Origin of the sequence: Sutterella sp. KLE1602 (assembly GCF_001578585.1) — a bacterium.
GTDB lineage: Bacteria > Pseudomonadota > Gammaproteobacteria > Burkholderiales > Burkholderiaceae_F > Sutterella > Sutterella wadsworthensis_A.
Map to the genome: position 1 here is coordinate 40,680 of NZ_KQ968527.1, position 16,388 is coordinate 57,067.

17 protein-coding genes are annotated in these 16,388 nt (G+C 62.6%); 13 read left to right on the forward strand and 4 right to left on the reverse strand.

Annotated features, from left to right (window positions below):
- Positions 1-371: 371 nt before the first annotated feature.
- The 13 genes from HMPREF3036_RS05210 to rplS all read left to right on the forward strand — a co-directional run bounded on the left by HMPREF3036_RS05210 (position 372) and on the right by rplS (position 11,901).
- Positions 372-1,100, forward strand: coding sequence for a YggS family pyridoxal phosphate-dependent enzyme (locus tag HMPREF3036_RS05210; protein ID WP_062332182.1), 729 nt, complete (start codon positions 372-374; stop codon positions 1,098-1,100).
- 284 nt (positions 1,101-1,384) lie between these two features.
- Complete coding sequence (ugpB, locus tag HMPREF3036_RS05215; protein WP_062332186.1) at positions 1,385-2,701, forward strand: sn-glycerol-3-phosphate ABC transporter substrate-binding protein UgpB; 1,317 nt, start codon at positions 1,385-1,387, stop codon at positions 2,699-2,701.
- A gap of 157 nt (positions 2,702-2,858) precedes the next feature.
- Positions 2,859-3,740 carry a sn-glycerol-3-phosphate ABC transporter permease UgpA gene (ugpA, locus tag HMPREF3036_RS05220; protein WP_005435691.1) on the forward strand — a complete coding sequence of 294 codons (882 nt, stop codon included), beginning with the start codon at positions 2,859-2,861 and terminating at the stop codon, positions 3,738-3,740.
- Positions 3,741-3,753: 13 nt separating this feature from the next.
- A complete protein-coding gene (ugpE, locus tag HMPREF3036_RS05225; RefSeq protein WP_005435693.1) occupies positions 3,754-4,602 on the forward strand; it encodes a sn-glycerol-3-phosphate ABC transporter permease UgpE in 849 nt (282 codons plus the stop codon).
- A 12-nt stretch (positions 4,603-4,614) separates the two neighbouring features.
- Positions 4,615-5,685 carry a sn-glycerol-3-phosphate import ATP-binding protein UgpC gene (locus HMPREF3036_RS05230; RefSeq protein WP_005435694.1) on the forward strand — a complete coding sequence of 357 codons (1,071 nt, stop codon included), beginning with the start codon at positions 4,615-4,617 and terminating at the stop codon, positions 5,683-5,685.
- Positions 5,686-5,791: 106 nt separating this feature from the next.
- Complete coding sequence (locus tag HMPREF3036_RS05235; protein WP_005435697.1) at positions 5,792-6,232, forward strand: YqaA family protein; 441 nt, start codon at positions 5,792-5,794, stop codon at positions 6,230-6,232.
- A gap of 44 nt (positions 6,233-6,276) precedes the next feature.
- Positions 6,277-7,605, forward strand: a complete 1,329-nt coding sequence (locus HMPREF3036_RS05240; RefSeq protein WP_231289372.1) for a sodium:solute symporter family protein — start codon at positions 6,277-6,279, stop codon at positions 7,603-7,605.
- Positions 7,606-7,773: 168 nt separating this feature from the next.
- On the forward strand, positions 7,774-8,523 hold the full coding sequence (locus tag HMPREF3036_RS05245) for an electron transfer flavoprotein subunit beta/FixA family protein (protein WP_005435701.1): 750 nt from the start codon (positions 7,774-7,776) through the stop codon (positions 8,521-8,523).
- A gap of 20 nt (positions 8,524-8,543) precedes the next feature.
- On the forward strand, positions 8,544-9,479 hold the full coding sequence (locus tag HMPREF3036_RS05250) for an electron transfer flavoprotein subunit alpha/FixB family protein (RefSeq protein WP_062332189.1): 936 nt from the start codon (positions 8,544-8,546) through the stop codon (positions 9,477-9,479).
- A gap of 233 nt (positions 9,480-9,712) precedes the next feature.
- A complete protein-coding gene (gene rpsP / locus HMPREF3036_RS05255; RefSeq protein ID WP_005435705.1) occupies positions 9,713-9,961 on the forward strand; it encodes a 30S ribosomal protein S16 in 249 nt (82 codons plus the stop codon).
- Between the two features lie 215 nt (positions 9,962-10,176).
- Entirely contained in the window at positions 10,177-10,695 is a 519-nt protein-coding gene (rimM, locus tag HMPREF3036_RS05260; RefSeq protein ID WP_062332192.1) for a ribosome maturation factor RimM, read from the forward strand.
- An 11-nt stretch (positions 10,696-10,706) separates the two neighbouring features.
- Complete coding sequence (trmD, locus tag HMPREF3036_RS05265) at positions 10,707-11,447, forward strand: tRNA (guanosine(37)-N1)-methyltransferase TrmD (protein WP_062332195.1); 741 nt, start codon at positions 10,707-10,709, stop codon at positions 11,445-11,447.
- 85 nt (positions 11,448-11,532) lie between these two features.
- Complete coding sequence (gene rplS, locus HMPREF3036_RS05270; RefSeq protein WP_005435727.1) at positions 11,533-11,901, forward strand: 50S ribosomal protein L19; 369 nt, start codon at positions 11,533-11,535, stop codon at positions 11,899-11,901.
- Positions 11,902-12,029: 128 nt separating this feature from the next.
- Here rplS and HMPREF3036_RS05275 read toward each other — a convergent pair whose 3' ends face one another.
- The 4 genes from HMPREF3036_RS05275 to lptE form a co-directional block, all read right to left on the reverse strand.
- Positions 12,030-13,223, reverse strand: coding sequence for a THUMP domain-containing class I SAM-dependent RNA methyltransferase (locus HMPREF3036_RS05275; protein ID WP_005435729.1), 1,194 nt, complete (start codon positions 13,221-13,223; stop codon positions 12,030-12,032).
- 35 nt (positions 13,224-13,258) lie between these two features.
- Complete coding sequence (locus HMPREF3036_RS05280; protein WP_369818385.1) at positions 13,259-14,527, reverse strand: glutamate-5-semialdehyde dehydrogenase; 1,269 nt, start codon at positions 14,525-14,527, stop codon at positions 13,259-13,261.
- A gap of 176 nt (positions 14,528-14,703) precedes the next feature.
- Complete coding sequence (holA, locus tag HMPREF3036_RS05285; protein WP_062332198.1) at positions 14,704-15,705, reverse strand: DNA polymerase III subunit delta; 1,002 nt, start codon at positions 15,703-15,705, stop codon at positions 14,704-14,706.
- A 3-nt stretch (positions 15,706-15,708) separates the two neighbouring features.
- Positions 15,709-16,221 (reverse strand): LPS-assembly lipoprotein LptE, encoded by a 513-nt coding sequence (gene lptE / locus HMPREF3036_RS05290; protein WP_062332201.1) that lies wholly within the window; start codon positions 16,219-16,221, stop codon positions 15,709-15,711.
- Positions 16,222-16,388: the final 167 nt, after the last annotated feature.

The window sequence follows — 16,388 nt, forward strand, 5'->3', positions numbered from 1 at the left end:
GATCCACTTGTATTTTATTCTTGCTATCTTGTTGAAGAGTAAGTAAAAGATTTGTTTTGGTGGTTGATTGCGTGTCTTTGCAGGATCATGAAAGGATGCAGTGTGTCGCAAGTTGTGCGCCTTCGCAAATCCGCTCCGGGCTTCAGTTTGCGAAAAAGACAGCGTGAGCTGCGTTTGCGTCAGAACGGCGGGGACGGCTGTTCGGAGGGGGCTTCGAGAGGATCAAATCCGAAAAATGATGCATTTGAAAATTTGACGGAGGTCAAGAAATCGTCAATCTTCGTGCGATGCCGATGCGCCGCCACCCTTGCTAGACTGTCGTTGCGCACGAAGGACGCCTTTCCTTCGAACAGCTTTCAGGAGAATGCATCGTGAGCGAACTCAAGCCGGGACTGCCCGAACGACTGGAACGGGTGCGGGGTGAACTTGCGGCCGCGGAGCGTGCGGCGGGCAGGCCTGCGGGCTCCGTCAGGCTCATTGCCGTCGGGAAGACCTTTCCCGTCGAGGCCTGCGAGGAGGCCTATGCCTGCGGTCAGAGGGCGTTCGGGGAAAACTACGTTCAGGAAGGGGTGGAGAAGATCGTGCACTTTCGTGCGGTGCATCCGGAGGATCCCGGCGAGTGGCACTTCATCGGGCCGCTTCAGGCCAACAAAACCCGCCTCGTCGCCGAGCACTTCGACTGGGTTCAGTCCGTCGACCGCCTTCGCATTGCGTCGCGGCTTTCCGCTCAAAGACCCGCTGGCATGCCGCCCCTCAACATTCTGATCGAGGTCAACATCGACGGAGAGGAGACGAAGTCGGGGGTTGTGCCTTCCGAAGTCGAGGCCTTCGCGGACGAGATCGCCGGCTATCCGGGCCTGAGGCTAAGGGGGCTGATGGCGATTCCCGCGCCGGCGGCGGACAGCGAATCTCGTCGAAGGCCCCTTGCGGCCATGCGCGCACTCTTCGAGCGGCTCCGTGTGAAGCACCCCGGCATGGACACGCTTTCCATGGGCATGAGCGCCGACATGGACGAGGCGGTGTCGGAGGGAGCGACCATGGTGAGGGTCGGCAGGGCCGTCTTCGGACCGCGCGACTATTCGGCGAAGTGCGCCGTTTGAGGCAGTTGGATGCAGAAAACGCCTTTCGTAGGGAAAATCCCATCATGATGCCGCGAAGGCCTGCCAGAGCGCACTTTGGAGGCGGCTTCAGCATCTGGTGGTAGGCGCATCCACCGATCGGCGTATGGACAGGGGAGGGGGCATCCCCTATGATCCAAAATCGGACGAAGGCTTTTCGTCCAAGGAGTTTGCCTTTCCTCCTTCATGGAAGTGTCCTCGGAGACCGGTGACGGATGCTGCTGACGGCGCCTGGCAAAGGCCCCCTCTGCTCAAAGGAGAACAGCATGAGCAAAAAGTTTGTCGCTGCCGGCGTGATGGCGGCTTCCCTTATGGCCGCGGGCGCGGCCTCCGCCGCTCCCACTGAAATCACGATGTGGCATGCGATGGCCAATACGCTCGGCGACTGGGTTGCCGACGTGACCAAGGACTTCAACGCCAAGACCCCGCAGTGTCATCTCACGTCCACGTACAAGGGCAGCTACGACCAGACGATGACGTCGGGCATCGCAGCCCACCGCGCAGGACGCTCCCCTAACATTCTTCAGGTGTTTGAAGTCGGCACGGCAACCATGATGTTCAGCAAGGGTGCCATTGTTCCTGTCGGCGAGCTTCTCGACAAGGCAGGCTACGAATTCAATCCCAAGGACTACATCCCCGCCGTCTACGGCTACTATTCCACGGCCGACGGCAGGATGCTCAGCTATCCGTTCAACTCCTCCACCACCGTCCTCTACCTCAATCTCACCAAGTTCAAGAACGCAGGCCTGCCGACCGAGCCGGACAAGCTCCCGCGCACCTGGCCTGAGATCGAAAAGGCCGCCAAGGCCCTCAAGGCCGCAGGCGAAACCTGCCCGATGACCACTTCCTGGATGGGCTGGACCCAGCTCGAGAGCTTCTCCACCTGGCACAACGTCGAGTACGCCACGCTCAACAACGGCTTCGGCGGCACGGGCGCGCGCCTCATGGTCAACTCTCCTCTCCATCAGCGCCATCTTGAAAATCTGGCCCGCATGGCCAAGGAAGGCACCTTCGTCTACAAGGGCCGCGGCAATCTTGCCGACGCCACCTTCTACTCGGGCGAATGCGCGATCAACATGGGCTCCTCGGGCTCGCTCGGCAACATCCGCCGCAACGCGAAGTTCGAGTACATGACGATGCCGATGCCCTACTACGAGGGCGTGCCTGATGCTCCGCAGAACACCGCTATCGGCGGCGCCTCGCTCTGGGCCATGGCAGGCAAGTCCGACGAGCAGAACCGCTGCGTCGCCGAGTTCTTCCACTACCTCTCCGACCCGCAGGTTCAGGCGAACAACCACATGCGCACGGGCTATCTCCCGGTGACGCAGAAGGCTTTTGAAATCGCCAAGGCCAGCGGCTACTACGAAAAGAATCCGGGCGCAGACGTCGCCGTCAAGCAGATGCTCAAGACGACCGACAAGAGCCGCGGCATTCGTCTCGGCTACCTGCCCAACATCCGCACGATCGTTGACGAGGAATTCGAAAAGATCTGGTCCGGCAAGGCGACCGCCAAGGAGGCCCTTGATGCCGTCGTCCGCCGCGGCAACGAGCAGCTCGTCCGCTTTGAACGCGTGACGAAGTAAGCACGAGCCCTTTCCGACGACAGCTCGCGGACGCCCTCGAACCCCTGAAGGCGTCCGTCCTGCTGCGATACCGCATCCCGAAGACGTCAGGGCACACGGCCCTGCCGTCTTGCGGGATGCTTGCGGTTAGGTTTTTAATATCCTCAGAGTCAACAACGTGGAAAAACGAGTCGTATTCCAAAACCGCTGGCTGCCCTACCTGCTGGTGGCGCCGCAGCTCGCCATTACGCTCATCTTCTTCTTCCTGCCCGCCGGCCAGGCCATCTACCAGTCGGTGCTGATGCAGGATCCCTTCGGGCTCAGCACGGAATTCGTGGGTCTTCAGAACTTTGAAACGCTTCTGTCCGACCCGAACTATGTCTCGAGCTTCAAGATCACGATGGTCTTCTCGGCGCTCGTGGCCTTCCTCGGCCTTGCGATCAGCCTTCTGCTTGCCGTCTGTGCGGACCGCGTGCTGCGCGGCGCCTCGGCCTACAAGACCTTCCTCATCGTGCCGTACGCCGTCGCCCCCGCCGTGGCGGGCGTCCTCTGGATGTTCATCTTCAATCCGACGCTCGGCGTTCTCTCCTACGTGATGCGCATGTTCGGCATCGACTGGAACTATCTGGTCGACGCGGACCAGGCCCTGACGCTTCTCGTCATCGCGGCGGTCTGGAAGCAGGTGAGCTACAACTTCATCTTCTTCCTCGCAGGTCTGCAGGCCATTCCGAAGTCGCTGCTCGAGGCGGCGGCCATGGACGGCGCGGGTCCCTTCCGCCGCTTCTGGACGGTGGTCTTCCCGCTGCTGTCGCCCACGACCTTCTTCCTGCTCGTGATGAACATCGTCTACGCGTTCTTCGACACGTTCGCCATCGTCGATGCGACGACCATGGGCGGTCCGGGGCAGGATACGAACATTCTCGTCTACAAGGTGTTCGTCGACGGCTTCCGCAACATGGACTTCGGCGGCTCCGCCGCACAGTCCGTCATCCTGATGGTGATGGTGATCATCCTCACGGTGATCCAGTTCCGCTTCATCGAGCGGCGCGTCAACTACTGACGGGAGACGACAGATGGTTGAAAATCGTCCCTGGCTCAATTTCTTCACGCACCTGATTCTGATTCTGGGCGTGATCGTGGTGGTCTTCCCCGTCTACGTGGCGTTCGTCGCGTCGACACAGACCGCCGTCGAAGTGGAACAGGCGCCCATGAGCCTTCTTCCCGGCGCCCACTTCATCGAAAACTACATGCAGATCCTCACTGAGGGCGGTGGCACCGCTTCGCGCGCCCCCGTGGGCCGCATGCTCTTCGTCTCGCTCATGATGGCCATGGGCATCTCGATCGGCAAGATCCTGATCTCGCTCGTCTCGGCCTTCGCGATCGTTTACTTCAGGTTCCCCGGCCGCAAGCTCTGCTTCTGGCTCATCTTCATCACGCTGATGCTGCCCGTCGAGGTCCGCATCTCGCCCACCTATGAAGTGATGGCGGATCTGCACCTTCTTGACAGTTGGGGCGGCCTGATTCTTCCCGTGATCGCGTCAGCGACGGCGACCTTCCTCTTCAGGCAGTTCTTCCTCACCGTTCCCGACGAGCTCACCGAAGCCGCCCGCATGGACGGCGCCGGGCCGATGCGCTTCTTCTTCACGATTCTGATGCCGCTTTCCCTCACCAACATCGCGGCAATGTTCGTGATTCAGTTCATCTACGGCTGGAACCAGTACCTGTGGCCGCTGCTTGTGACCACGTCCGAGGACATGTACCCGATCGTGATCGGCATCAAGCGCATGATCGGCGGCGGCGACTCCGCCAACGAATGGAACCTCATCATGGCGACGGCCATGCTTGCAATGATCCCGCCCGCCATCGTGGTGACCGTCATGCAGCGCTGGTTCGTCAAGGGCCTCGTCGACACGGAAAAGTAAGAGACAGACAACATGGCTAACATTCAATTCAAAGACATCCGAAAGAGCTACGGCGACGTGGCAGTCGTGCACGGCATCTCGCTCGACATCAGGGACGGCGAGTTCATCGTGATCGTGGGCCCGTCGGGCTGCGGCAAGTCGACCCTGCTGCGCATGGTGGCGGGCCTCGAGCAGATCACCTCGGGCGAACTCATCATCGGCGAGCGCGTCGTCAACAATCTCGAACCCAAGGACCGCGACTGCGCCATGGTGTTCCAGAACTATGCGCTCTACCCGCACATGACGGTCTTCGACAACATGGCTTACGGCCTCAAGATCCGCGGGGTTCCAAAGGACGAGATCGAGCGTCGCGTCAACGAGGCCGCGAAGATGCTCGAACTCGGAGGCCTGCTTGCGCGCCGTCCTCGCCAGCTCTCCGGCGGCCAGCGCCAGCGCGTCGCCATGGGCCGCGCGATCGTGCGCGAGCCCTCCGTCTTTCTCTTCGACGAACCGCTCTCGAACCTCGACGCAAAGCTGCGCGTGCAGACGCGCCTGCAGATCCAGAAGCTGCACCGTCGTCTCAAGACGACGAGTCTTTACGTCACTCACGATCAGGTCGAGGCCATGACGCTCGCCCACCGCATGATCGTGATGAACGCAGGCCGCGCCGAGCAGGTTGGCACGCCTCAGGAGGTCTATGACGATCCCGAGACGATGTTCGTCGCGAACTTTATCGGCTCTCCTCCGATGAACCTTGTTCACGGCCGCGTCTCCGCAGACGGCAGTCACTTCGAGCACGATTCGGGTGTCCTGTCGCTGCCCGAACCCTGCACGGCACTTGCCGGCAGGGCGGTGGTGCTCGGCGTGCGGCCCGAACACGTGACGCTCCGTCCCGAGGGCGGACTCGCCGCCTTCGAGGTGGAGACGGTCGAGGCCCTCGGCGCCGATCATCTGATCCACGGCGTCCTGCTGGGGCAGAACGTGGTCTTCCGCGTCGACAACCACATGTACATCCCGGAAGTGGGCATCAGGGCGGGACTCGAGTTCTCGGCGGAACACGTGTACTGGTTCGATCCTGAAACGACGAAGCGCATCCGTCTCTGACCCTGTACATGAGCAGGGGTCCCTGCTTCAGGCTACAATCGGAACGTCGCTCTCCTGTTGGGGGCGGCGTTTCGTTTTTTGAATTCCCACGAAGGAGCCGCGTCCGATGCAGGACTTTCTTTTTGAATGGCTGTCGGGCGCAGGGGCCGAGGCTGCGGTTTTCGCGAGTGCCTTCATTTCCTCGACGCTGATGCCTGGCGGATCCGAGGCGCTCCTGGCAGGGGCGCTGTCGCAAACGCCTGACGACACGCCCCGCCTCTGTCGTCTCGTGCTCCTTGCAACGGCAGGCAATACGCTCGGCGCGATGACCACGTGGCTCATCGGTCGACTGATTCCCGAAAGGGAGAAGACGGACAGGGCGCTTGTGTGGCTCAGGCGATGGGGAGCGCCCGCGCTGCTTCTGTCGTGGCTGCCCGTCGTGGGAGACGCCCTGCCGCTTGCGGCGGGCTGGCTCAGGATGCCTGCTGCAAGCTGTGCAGTCTGGGTGGCCGTGGGAAAGCTTCTGCGCTACGTCGTCGTGGCGGCGGGCACGCTCTCGCTTGTCTGAGTCGGTCTGCCTGAAACAATGGAAAGGAAGAAATCGTCGTGAACATGCTTACAGGCCTTGTGCTCATTTATCTGATCGTTCTGATGTGGTTCGGCTTCTGCGGGGAGCGACATTCGAGCTCGGGGCGCGCCTTTCTTACGAGCGGCGGCCGAGCAGGCGCGCTTCTCTGCGCGCTCTCTCTCGTGAGCACCATCATTGGCGGGTCCGCAACGCTCGGCATGGGAAGCCTCGCGCAGAAGATTGGTTCGGGCGCCTTCTGGTGGCTCGGCGTAGGTGCGGTCGGCCTTCTTCTTCACGGATGGATCGCTCCGAAGATTCGTGCGCTTCCCGCCGTTACGCTTCCCGAGGTGGTCGGCGTCGTGGCGGGCAGGAATGCTGAGCGCTGGGCGGGCGTCATCATTGCGGTCTCCTGGATCGCCGTCACGGCCGCGCAGTTCGTCGCGCTTCACACGCTCCTGCTGACGCTCTCGAGCCCGCTCGCCGCCGAGGTGCTCTATGTGATGATCGCGGGCGTTGTGATCGTGCATACCATCACGGGCGGACAGAGTGCAGTGATCCGCACCGACGCCTTTCAGGCCGTTCTGCTTCTGGGCGGATTCACGGCCGCCGCCTTCTGGCTGCTCGGCGATCGTCCCGACGCCGTAATGGCGCTTGATCCCGTCCCCTTGGGCGACAGGTTCGGGCCGTGGGATCTGGGCAGGATGATGCTTCTCGTGGGCATCACCTATGTCGTAGGTCCCGACATGTTCTCACGCACCTTCACGGCCAGAGACGGACAGTCCGCTCGTTTCGCCGCCTGGATCGCCTCGCCCTGCCTCGTGTGGTTCGGCGTCGTCGTGACGGGGCTCGCGCTTCTCAATCTGCAGGATCCCCAGCCCGTGGCGGGCTGGCTCTCGAGTGCTTCGGAGATGCCCGCCTGGCTCAAGGGAGCGCTCGCGCTCGGCCTCATCAGCGCGCTCTGCGGGTCGGCCGACACGGTGCTTCTTTCGGCCTCCGGCATTGTCGAGCGAAGCCTTCTGGCGGGAGACCGTACGAACGCCGTGCGCTTCTTCGTGGGCGTCTTCGGATTTGCCGCCGCTGCGGCCGTCTATGTCTCGAAGGACATCATCTGGCTGCTGCTCACAGCCTACTCTTTCTTCGTGCCGGGAGTAGCCCTGCCGCTTCTCATTGCGCTCATCGGGCGGGTGAGGCGCCTCAACGCACAGCTCTGGACGGCGGGCGCCGTCTTCGGCGGCATCGGCGGCCTGGTGGGCAACGTCACGGGGGACGAGGTGTGGACTTTTGCAGGCATGGGCGTCTCGGCTGCCTTTGCCGTCGCCTCCCGTTTCAAGGCGCCTGCGGGCGGTTCGGACGCCTTCGGCTCGCTCCGCTGAGCGCGGGCTGAGGGCATTGCGGAACCTGTGTTTCCGTGGGCAAAACGGCTTTTTCCTTAAGCGAAACGGGCGTTGAGTCCCGTTATAATTTCCCGCAAGTTGATTTTTCATGGACGGCGCGCGCTTCAGGTTGAAGGCGCGCCCTCTCAATAGGACTGGAGTTTTTTGATGAAGATCCTGGTCGCTGTCAAGCGCGTGGTGGACGCCAAGATCAAGGTGCGCCCGCTTCCCGATCATTCCGGTGTGGATGTCAAGCTCGCCAAAATGGCGATGAACCCCTTTGATGAAATCGCAATCGAAAAGGCCGTCACGCTTCGCGAGGCTGGCGTCGCCGACGAAGTCGTTGCCGTGACCGTCGGTCCCCTCAAGGCCGTCGACACCCTGCGCGTCGCCATGGCGATCGGCGCGGACCGCGCCGTTCACGTCCGCACCGACGAGTCCCTCGAGCCCCTCGCTGTCGCGAAGGTGCTTCGCGCCGTCGTCGAGCGTGAAAAGCCCGATCTGGTGCTTCTGGGCAAGCAGGCGATCGATGACGACGCCAACCAGACGGGGCAGATGCTCTCCGCCCTTTGCGACATGCCGCTGGCAACCTTTGCCAACGAGATCGTCCTTGAGGGCGGCCGCTGGGTCGTTACCCGCGAGACCGACGGCGGGACGCAGACCGTCTCGCTTGCAACGCCTGCCGTCGTGACGGCGGACCTGCGTCTTGCCGAGCCGCGCTACGTGACGCTGCCCGCCATGGGCAAGGCCCGCAAGAAGCCTGTCGAGGACATTGAGCTTGCCGGCCTCGGCATTGACACGGCTCCGCGCATCCGCATCCTCGGCGTCGAGGAGCCGCCCGCCCGCAAGGCAGGCGTCATGGTCTCCGGCGTCGACGAGCTCGTCGACCGCCTCAAGAACGAAGCGCACGTCATCTGAGAAAAGAGGAGTAAAGCAAAATGACAGCTCTTTTGATTGCCGAACATGACAACGTGACGCTCAAGTCCGCAACGGCTCAGGCGCTCACGGCTGCGCTCAGGATGACGGACGTCGTCGACGTCCTCGTGGCGGGCAGCAACGGCCAGTCCGTTGCCGAGCAGGCCGCGAAGCTCTCGGGCGTGCGCACCGTCTACTACGCCGACCATCCCCAGCTCGCCCAGGAGTCGCCCGAAGTGCTCGCACGCCTCGTGCTTGACGAAGCCGAAGGCTATTCGCACGTGCTCTTCGTCGCCTCCGCCGTCGGCAAGTCCGCCATGCCCCGCGTGGCCGCGAAGCTCGACGTCTCCCCCGTTTCCGACGTTCTCGACGTCAAGGGCCCCAAAACCTTCGTGCGCGGCATCTATGCGGGTTCGCTTCTCGCGACCGTCGAGGTGACCGATCCCGTCGTCGTGGCCACGATCCGCACGACGGCCTTCGAGGCCGCCGCTCAGGAGGGATCCGCTGTCGTCGAGGAGGTCATCGCTCCGGAAGGCTATGACGCCTCCCGCTTCGTGCGCTTCTCCGAAGCCAAGTCCGACCGTCCCGAACTCGTCTCCGCCCGCATCGTCGTCGGCGGCGGGCGCGGTCTTCTCGACGAGGCCGGCTTCAAGACCCTTGAGGCCTTCGCCGACTCCATCGGCGCGGCCGTCGGCGCCACCCGCACCGCCGTCGACATGGGGCTCTGCCCCAATGACTGGCAGGTGGGCCAGACGGGCAAGATGATCGCCCCAGAGCTCTATATTGCCGTGGGCATCTCCGGTGCCATTCAGCATACCGCTGGCATCAAGGATGCCAAGACGGTCGTGGCGATCAACAAGGACGCCGAGGCTCCGATCTTCGAGGTGGCCGATTACGGTCTCGTCGCCGACGGCGTCGAGGCGCTTGAGGCTTTGCGCGCCAGACTCGGCACCAAGTAAGAAGAGGGAGTTTCCCCGCTTGCATGCCCGCCCGCCTTGCGCGGGCTGCTTCTTTTTAGAAAAGGCTGAAAAAATCGCGTTGACGGACTTGCGTCCTGTATTCCCGTGAGATAAAATTCAGACCTTTCGCAACGGGCGGATTGACCGCGCGCTGCATGAAGAATTCTTCCGAACGCTCCTCGTGACGGGGGCTTCGGCTTTCAATTGAACCAATAAGTTAAAGAGGTAAACTCATGGTTATCGTTCGTCTCGCCCGCGGTGGCTCCAAGAAGCGTCCGTTCTACAGCATCAACGTCTGCGACAGCCGCTGCCGCCGCGACGGCCGCTTCATCGAACGCATCGGCTACTACAACCCGATGGCTGCCGGTCAGGCCGTCCGTCTCAACGTCAACCAGGAACGTCTGGCCTACTGGCAGAGCCAGGGCGCCCAGCTCTCCGAAACGGTTGCCCGTCTCGTGAAGGAAGCCAAGGCTGCCGCCTAATTTCCTGACGGAAAGCACTAGTCATTGCGCCGGACTTTAAACGGCGCGGAAACCCCGCAAAACCTCAAGTGCGGGCTCGCTCGCAAGCGGTCGTGCCTCTCGTGTCCAGCACATCGTGATCCGTTCGCAGCACCTGGAGCCCGGTATCTACGCCTGAGAGTCTGCGGGGTTTTGTTTTGTTCGCAAAAAACGATTGATTTTCGGAGACTGTTGTTATGGACGATCTCGTCGAGCTCGGACGCACCGCCGGCGCCTACGGCTTCCGCGGCTGGGTGCGCATTGTGCCGCTGGAATCCGGCGAAGTGCTTCAGAAGGCCAGGACCTGGGTCCTCACGGACCTCAAGGGGGTGCGCACGACGCTCAGCATCGAGGCCTTCCGTCGTCACGGAGACGGCTTCATCGCCAAGTGGGCGGGCTGTGAAACGAAGGAGGCGGCCGACGCCGCCCGAGGCCGCGTGTCGGTCTCCCGCGCGGACTTTCCTGATGCGGGCAAGGACGCCGTGTGGGCCGTCGATCTGGTCGGCTGCAAGGTCGTCAACAAGGAGGGCACGGCCCTCGGCACGGTCGAGAGCATCGGCTCCAACGGCGCGCAGGATCTGCTCGTCATCGCCTACGACAATGCTGACGGCAAGAAGGCCGTGTTCATGCTTCCGCTCGTGAAGGACGTCTATCTGATCGCCATTGATACCGACGTCCGCACGATCACCGTCGACTGGCAGTCCGACTGGCGCTGAGGAGGCGGATCATGCGCTTTGACGTCGTTACGCTCTTTCCGGAAATATTCGACTCGATCACGAAGTGCGGCATCACCGCCCGTGCGATGAAGCGAGGCCTGTGGTCCTGCCACACCTGGAATCCCCGCGCCATGACCGAGGACGTGCACCGCACGGTCGACGACCGCCCCTTCGGCGGCGGTCCCGGCATGGTGATGATGGCCGATCCGCTCGCGAAGACGGTCGACATGATCCGTGCATCCGGCAACCGCGGCCGCGTCATCTCCTTTGCACCCAACGGCACGAAGCTCACCGATGAGCGCGTTCGTCGCATGGTGGCCGAGGATGAGAGTGTCGTGCTCGTGTGCGGACGCTATGAGGGCATTGACGAGCGCTTCCTGTCGACCTATGTCGACGAGGTGGTGAGCCTTGGGGACTTCGTTCTCTCGGGCGGCGAGATCCCTGCATGCGCCCTGATGGACGCCGTAGTGCGACAGCTCCCCGGCGCTATCAAGGATCTCTCCACGTCGGACGAGAGCTTTGCGACTGGGCTTCTTGACGCGCCCCACTATACGCGTCCCGAAGTCTGGCGCGGCATGGAGGTGCCCTCCGTGCTCCTTTCCGGGCACCACGCAAACATCAGCAGGTGGACGCGCGAAGAAAGTTTGCGATTCACCTTGCAAACTCGCCCGGACTTGATTAAAATCGCGAATTCTTCTGGCAAGTTGAGCGATGCGGACCGCAAGTGGTTGCGCGCCAACGGCTGGAAGTAAGATTTTGGATTAATTTTGCCATCCTCTCGGCGGTGGGCTCAGCTCCCTCAAAAACAGCCGCATGACGATGGTTTTGGAGAAAAAAATGAATCTGATTCAGATTCTCGAACAGGAAGAAATGGCCCGCGTCACCGCTGGCAAGACGATCCCCTCTTTCCGCGCCGGTGACACGGTTGTCGTGAACGTCAACGTCGTTGAAGGTTCCCGCAAGCGCGTTCAGGCCTTCGAAGGCGTCGTGATCGCCCGCCGCAACCGCGGTCTCAACTCTTCCTTCATCGTCCGCAAGATCTCTTCCGGCGAAGGCGTTGAACGTACGTTCCAGCTCTACGCCCCGACGATCGCTTCCATCGAAGTGAAGCGCTACGGCGATGTCTGCCGTTCCAAGCTCTACTACCTGCGTGACCGCTCCGGCAAGGCCGCTCGTATTAAGGAACTGCTGGTTCGCAAGAACTAATCTGAAGGCTCCGGCTGACAGACATGAAAAATCCCCGCGATTTCGGTTGCGGGGATTTTTTTTCGCGCTCGAAAAACAGAGCCCCCATGCTGTGCACGGGGGCTCTGTTGCGAGGAGAACGGAGGGACTTATTCGTCCGCCTCTTCGCGCGGCTTTCTGCGGTTGCTGCCCGCAACCATGTCAAAGCGGAAGAAGCGGCATTCAAGCGGTCCGTTGAAGAGAACTGTCTTGCGCGACTCCTTGAGGCGCATCTGCTGCGGGAGCGTGCGGTCGGAGGTGAGCATCCAGGCGGTCCAGCCTGCGAAGTTGGCCTTCAGATTGTCGGCGACGTGCTTCATCATCGACTGGATGGAGGCGGACTTCGGGTTGGACTGTTCACCGTAGGGCGGGTTTGCGATGAGAAGTCCGGGCGCCATGCCTTCTTCGGGACAGGCTTCGCGGGCGTCGCCCTGACGGAAGGTAAGGCGTCCGTCGTCGAGCATGTCGCCGAGGCCCGCGCGGCGGGCGTTTTCCTCGGCCTTCTCGACGACGAGGGACGAGATGTCGCTGCCTGCAATGCGGATCCTGACGTGCCGATTGACGGCGGCGCGCGCATCTTCCTTCATTTCGGCCCAGAGGTCGACGTCAAAGCCCTCGAGCTTTTCGAAGGCGAAGCGGCGGTTGAGGCCAGGCGCCATGCCTGCAGCCATCTGCGCAGCTTCGATTCCGATCGTGCCCGAGCCGCAGAACGGATCGATGAGTGTTTGGGAGGGATCCCAGCCCGAGAGCATCAGAAGACCTGCCGCAAGGTTTTCCTTCAGGGGAGCCTCGCCGTGGGTGAGACGCCAGCCGCGCTTGAAGAGCGCTTCGCCCGCAAGATCCAGATAGAAGGTGCAGGTGTCGTAGGTGAGGAAGGCGGCGATGCGCACGTCGGGGTTGTATCGCTCGACGTCGGGACGACGTCCCGCGAGGTCGCGGAAGCGGTCGCAGATGCCGTCCTTGATGCGGAGCACGGCGAAGTCGATCGATTCGAGCGGGCAGCGCTGGCCGTTGGCCGAGACCTTGATCGTCAGGTCGGGACCGAACCACTTCTCCCAAGGGGTGTCTGCAGCCATTTCATAAATGTCGCGGGTGTCCCAGTAGGAGGCCTCGGCGACCTTCATGAGCACGCGGCTGGCGAGGCGGGAGTTGAGGCATACGGCCATCGCCGTGGCGGCGGAGCCGGAAAAGGAGACGCCGCCACGCGCAGCGCGGATGCGTTCGGCGCCGCAGGCGGAGATTTCGCCAGCAAGCAGTTCTTCAAGCCCGAAGGGGCAGACGGCGTAAAAGGAAAGGTTGGCCATGGATTGTCAGTCGGTGTGTGTTCAGAAAGGGGCGGTCAGCGGCGGCCTTCGCCGTGGCCGAGCACGACGTACTTGAGCGAGGTGAGGCCTTCAAGACCGACCGGACCGCGCACGTGAAGCTTGTCGGTAGAGATGCCGATTTCAGCGCCGAGGCCGTATTCGAAGCCGTCGGCAAAGCGAGTCGAGGCGTTGACCATCACGGAGCTCGAGTCCACCTCGCGCAGGAAGCGGCGGGCGTTGTCGAAGTTCTTCGTGATGATGGCGTCGGTGTGGTGCGAGGAATGGAGGTTGATGAAGTCAATCGCCTCGTCGAGACTTTCGACAATGCGGATCGAAATGATCGGGGCATTGTACTCGGTATCCCAGTCCTGCGGGGTGGCGTCGACGGCGCTCATGCCGCTCTGTTCGACGATGCGGCGGGAGAGCTCGTCACAGCGCATCTCGACATCGTGGTCGTGGAAGACGCGGGCCATGGGAGGCAGAAAGTCGAAGGCGACGGCGCGGTGCACGAGCAGCGTTTCAGTGGCGTTACAGGGCGAGTAGCGCTGGGTCTTGGCGTTTTCAGTCACGCGAACGGCTATGTCGAGGTCGGCTTCGGCGTCGACGTAGGTGTGGCAGATGCCCTCAAGATGCTTGATCATCGGAACGGTCGCTTCGGCCGTGAGACGGGCGACGAGGCTCTTGCCGCCGCGCGGAATAAGCACGTCGACGTAGTCGCGGGCACGGATGAGCTCGCCCACCAGGGCGCGGTCGGAGGATTCGATGAGTTGGACGGCGCGTGCGGGGAGGCCTTTTTCGGCAAGGGCCCGGCCGACAAGCTCCCAGAGGACCGTGTTGCTGCGAAGCGCCTCATGGCCGCCGCGCAGGATGATGGCGTTGCCCGACTTGACGGCAAGGGCGGCGGCGTCGATCGTCACATTGGGACGGGACTCGTAGATCATGGCGAGCACGCCGAGGGGCACGCGCATGCGGCCCACCTGAATGCCGCTAGGCCGGAAGGCAAGATCGGTGACAGTACCCACGGGATCCTCGAGTGCGGCGATCTGGCGGCATCCTTCGGCCATGGCGCGAAGACCTACGGCGCTGATCGTCAGACGATCGAGAAAGACCTCGTCCAGACCTTCGGCGCGGGCGGCCTCGAGGTCGGCCTCATTGGCGGCGCGGATGTCCGCCTCCTGTTCGAGCAGAAGCTCGGCGATGCGTTCAAGCACCGCATTCTTGGCGGCCGTGGAGGCGCGAGCCATGGAGCGCGAGGCTTCGCGGGCCTGACGGCCGATGCGGCTGATGTAATCGCTGGGAGTGATGGTGATTTCGGGCATGATGCGCGGTTCCTGAAAAAGGGCCGGAGAACGCCGCCCTCAAAGGACGGGGCGGCATGCATTTTCCGGGCATGTCTTTCCATTTTAGCCCGAACGACGGCATCTCTTTGATCTTTGCAGGACCTGCGGATGCGCGAAGGCCTCCTCCCGTGGAGCCGGCTTCAGGAGGCGAGAAAGAGGACGACGCTCTTGAGCTCGATCCAGGGATCGGAGTCCCGCTTGGGAACGGGAAGCCCCTTGACGAGCCTGTCGATGTCGGCGCAGACGGAGAGGGCGCCGCAGAGCTTCTTCACGGTGAGGCGGCGGGCGGCCTTCTGAAGGGACGGCGTTGCGAAGACTCCGGTCACTCTGGACTGGCCGTTGTCGTAGCCCGTGCGTAGCTTGATGAGGGAACGGATTTCGGCAGTGAGCATGGCCAGCAGGAAGGGCAGGGCTTCGGCCTGCGCCTCAAGCCCGTCGATGATGCGCACGATGCGGTCGGCCTGACCGAGGCGCATGCTCTCAAAGAGCGTGTCGAAATCGAATCGGGCGTTGCTCGAGACGGCCTGACGGAGCTGTTCGGAGGTGATCTCGCCCTTAGGATGGAGAAGAGAGAGCTTTTCGATCTCTTGTGCGGCAGCAAAGAGGTTGCCCTCCATCATATCGGCGAAGTAGTCGAGCGTCTCGGGGGACATGACGAGCTCGTGGCGGGCGAGTCTTGCCTTGAGCCAGGAGGGGAGTTGTGCGCGTTCCACGGGCGAGCAGTCTACGACGGTGGCCTTGCGCTGAAGCGCCCCCCACCACGCCTCCTTCGTGACCGTCCAGTCGGGGGCGGGCATCGTGATGAGCGTGACGACGCCGTCGATCGGGTTGTCAAGATACTTCACGATGGCGGGCGCGCCGTTCTTGCCCGGATTCCCCGTGGAGAGACGCACGTCGACGATCTTGCGGTCGTCGAACATGCCGATGTCGGCGGCGGCCATCGTCAGGCGCGACCAGTCCGCCGAGGCGTTCATGTCGAGCACCTGACGGTCTGTGTAGCCCTGTCGGCGCGCTTCGGCACGGATGGCGTCGCCTGCTTCGACGGCGAGGAAGGCGTCCGAGCCCGTCAGAAGCCAGAAGGGATCCAGACGTCCGTCCTTCGCGGATCGCGCGAGGTAGCCCTGGAGCTGGTCGGCCTTCACGGATCAGCCTCCCGCCTGCTTCGGGGGCTTGATCGCCTCGATGCGGCGCATGAGCTGGTTGACGAGGTCGGCCTCCATGTCGCGGTAGAGGAATGCCTCCTCCTTTTCACGCGAGAGGAAGTCCGATTCGGAGTAGGTGAGGTCTCGGCTGGCGGTGAGCGTCACGGCTTCCATGTAGTCGATGCCGCTGGGGTTCGACACTCGGAAGGAGAGCGAGAGCGTGATCTCGTATTCACGCGCGCGGCCCGTGTCGTTGATCGAGAGGACGTCGCGCGAACGGGAGTCGGAGAGGAGTTCAAGGATCGCTTTGGCCTCGGAGGGCGTGTTCACGATCGTGACGTCGGATCCTGCCAGAAGCTCCTGTCTGAGACGCACCGCAAGGTACGAGTTTTCCGGCATCTGGAGGTACAGGGTCCTGAACGGCGTCGAATAGGAGCCGCGCAGCCGGAAGCCGCAGCCTGTGAGCGGGAGTGCGCCGATGAGGGCGGCGCCGAGAAGATGACGACGGGAAGTCACGGAGATGATCCTCGGGATGGCAGGATGATGTTGGAGGCCCCTTGGAAGGGCTTCGGAATCATCAATTATAACGGCCGACCGCAGGAGTCGAGAAGGAGTCAAGAAGACGGGGGAGTGCGAAAGAACGAGGGCCTGCGTCCGGTCGGACACAGGCCCCCTTAGGATGG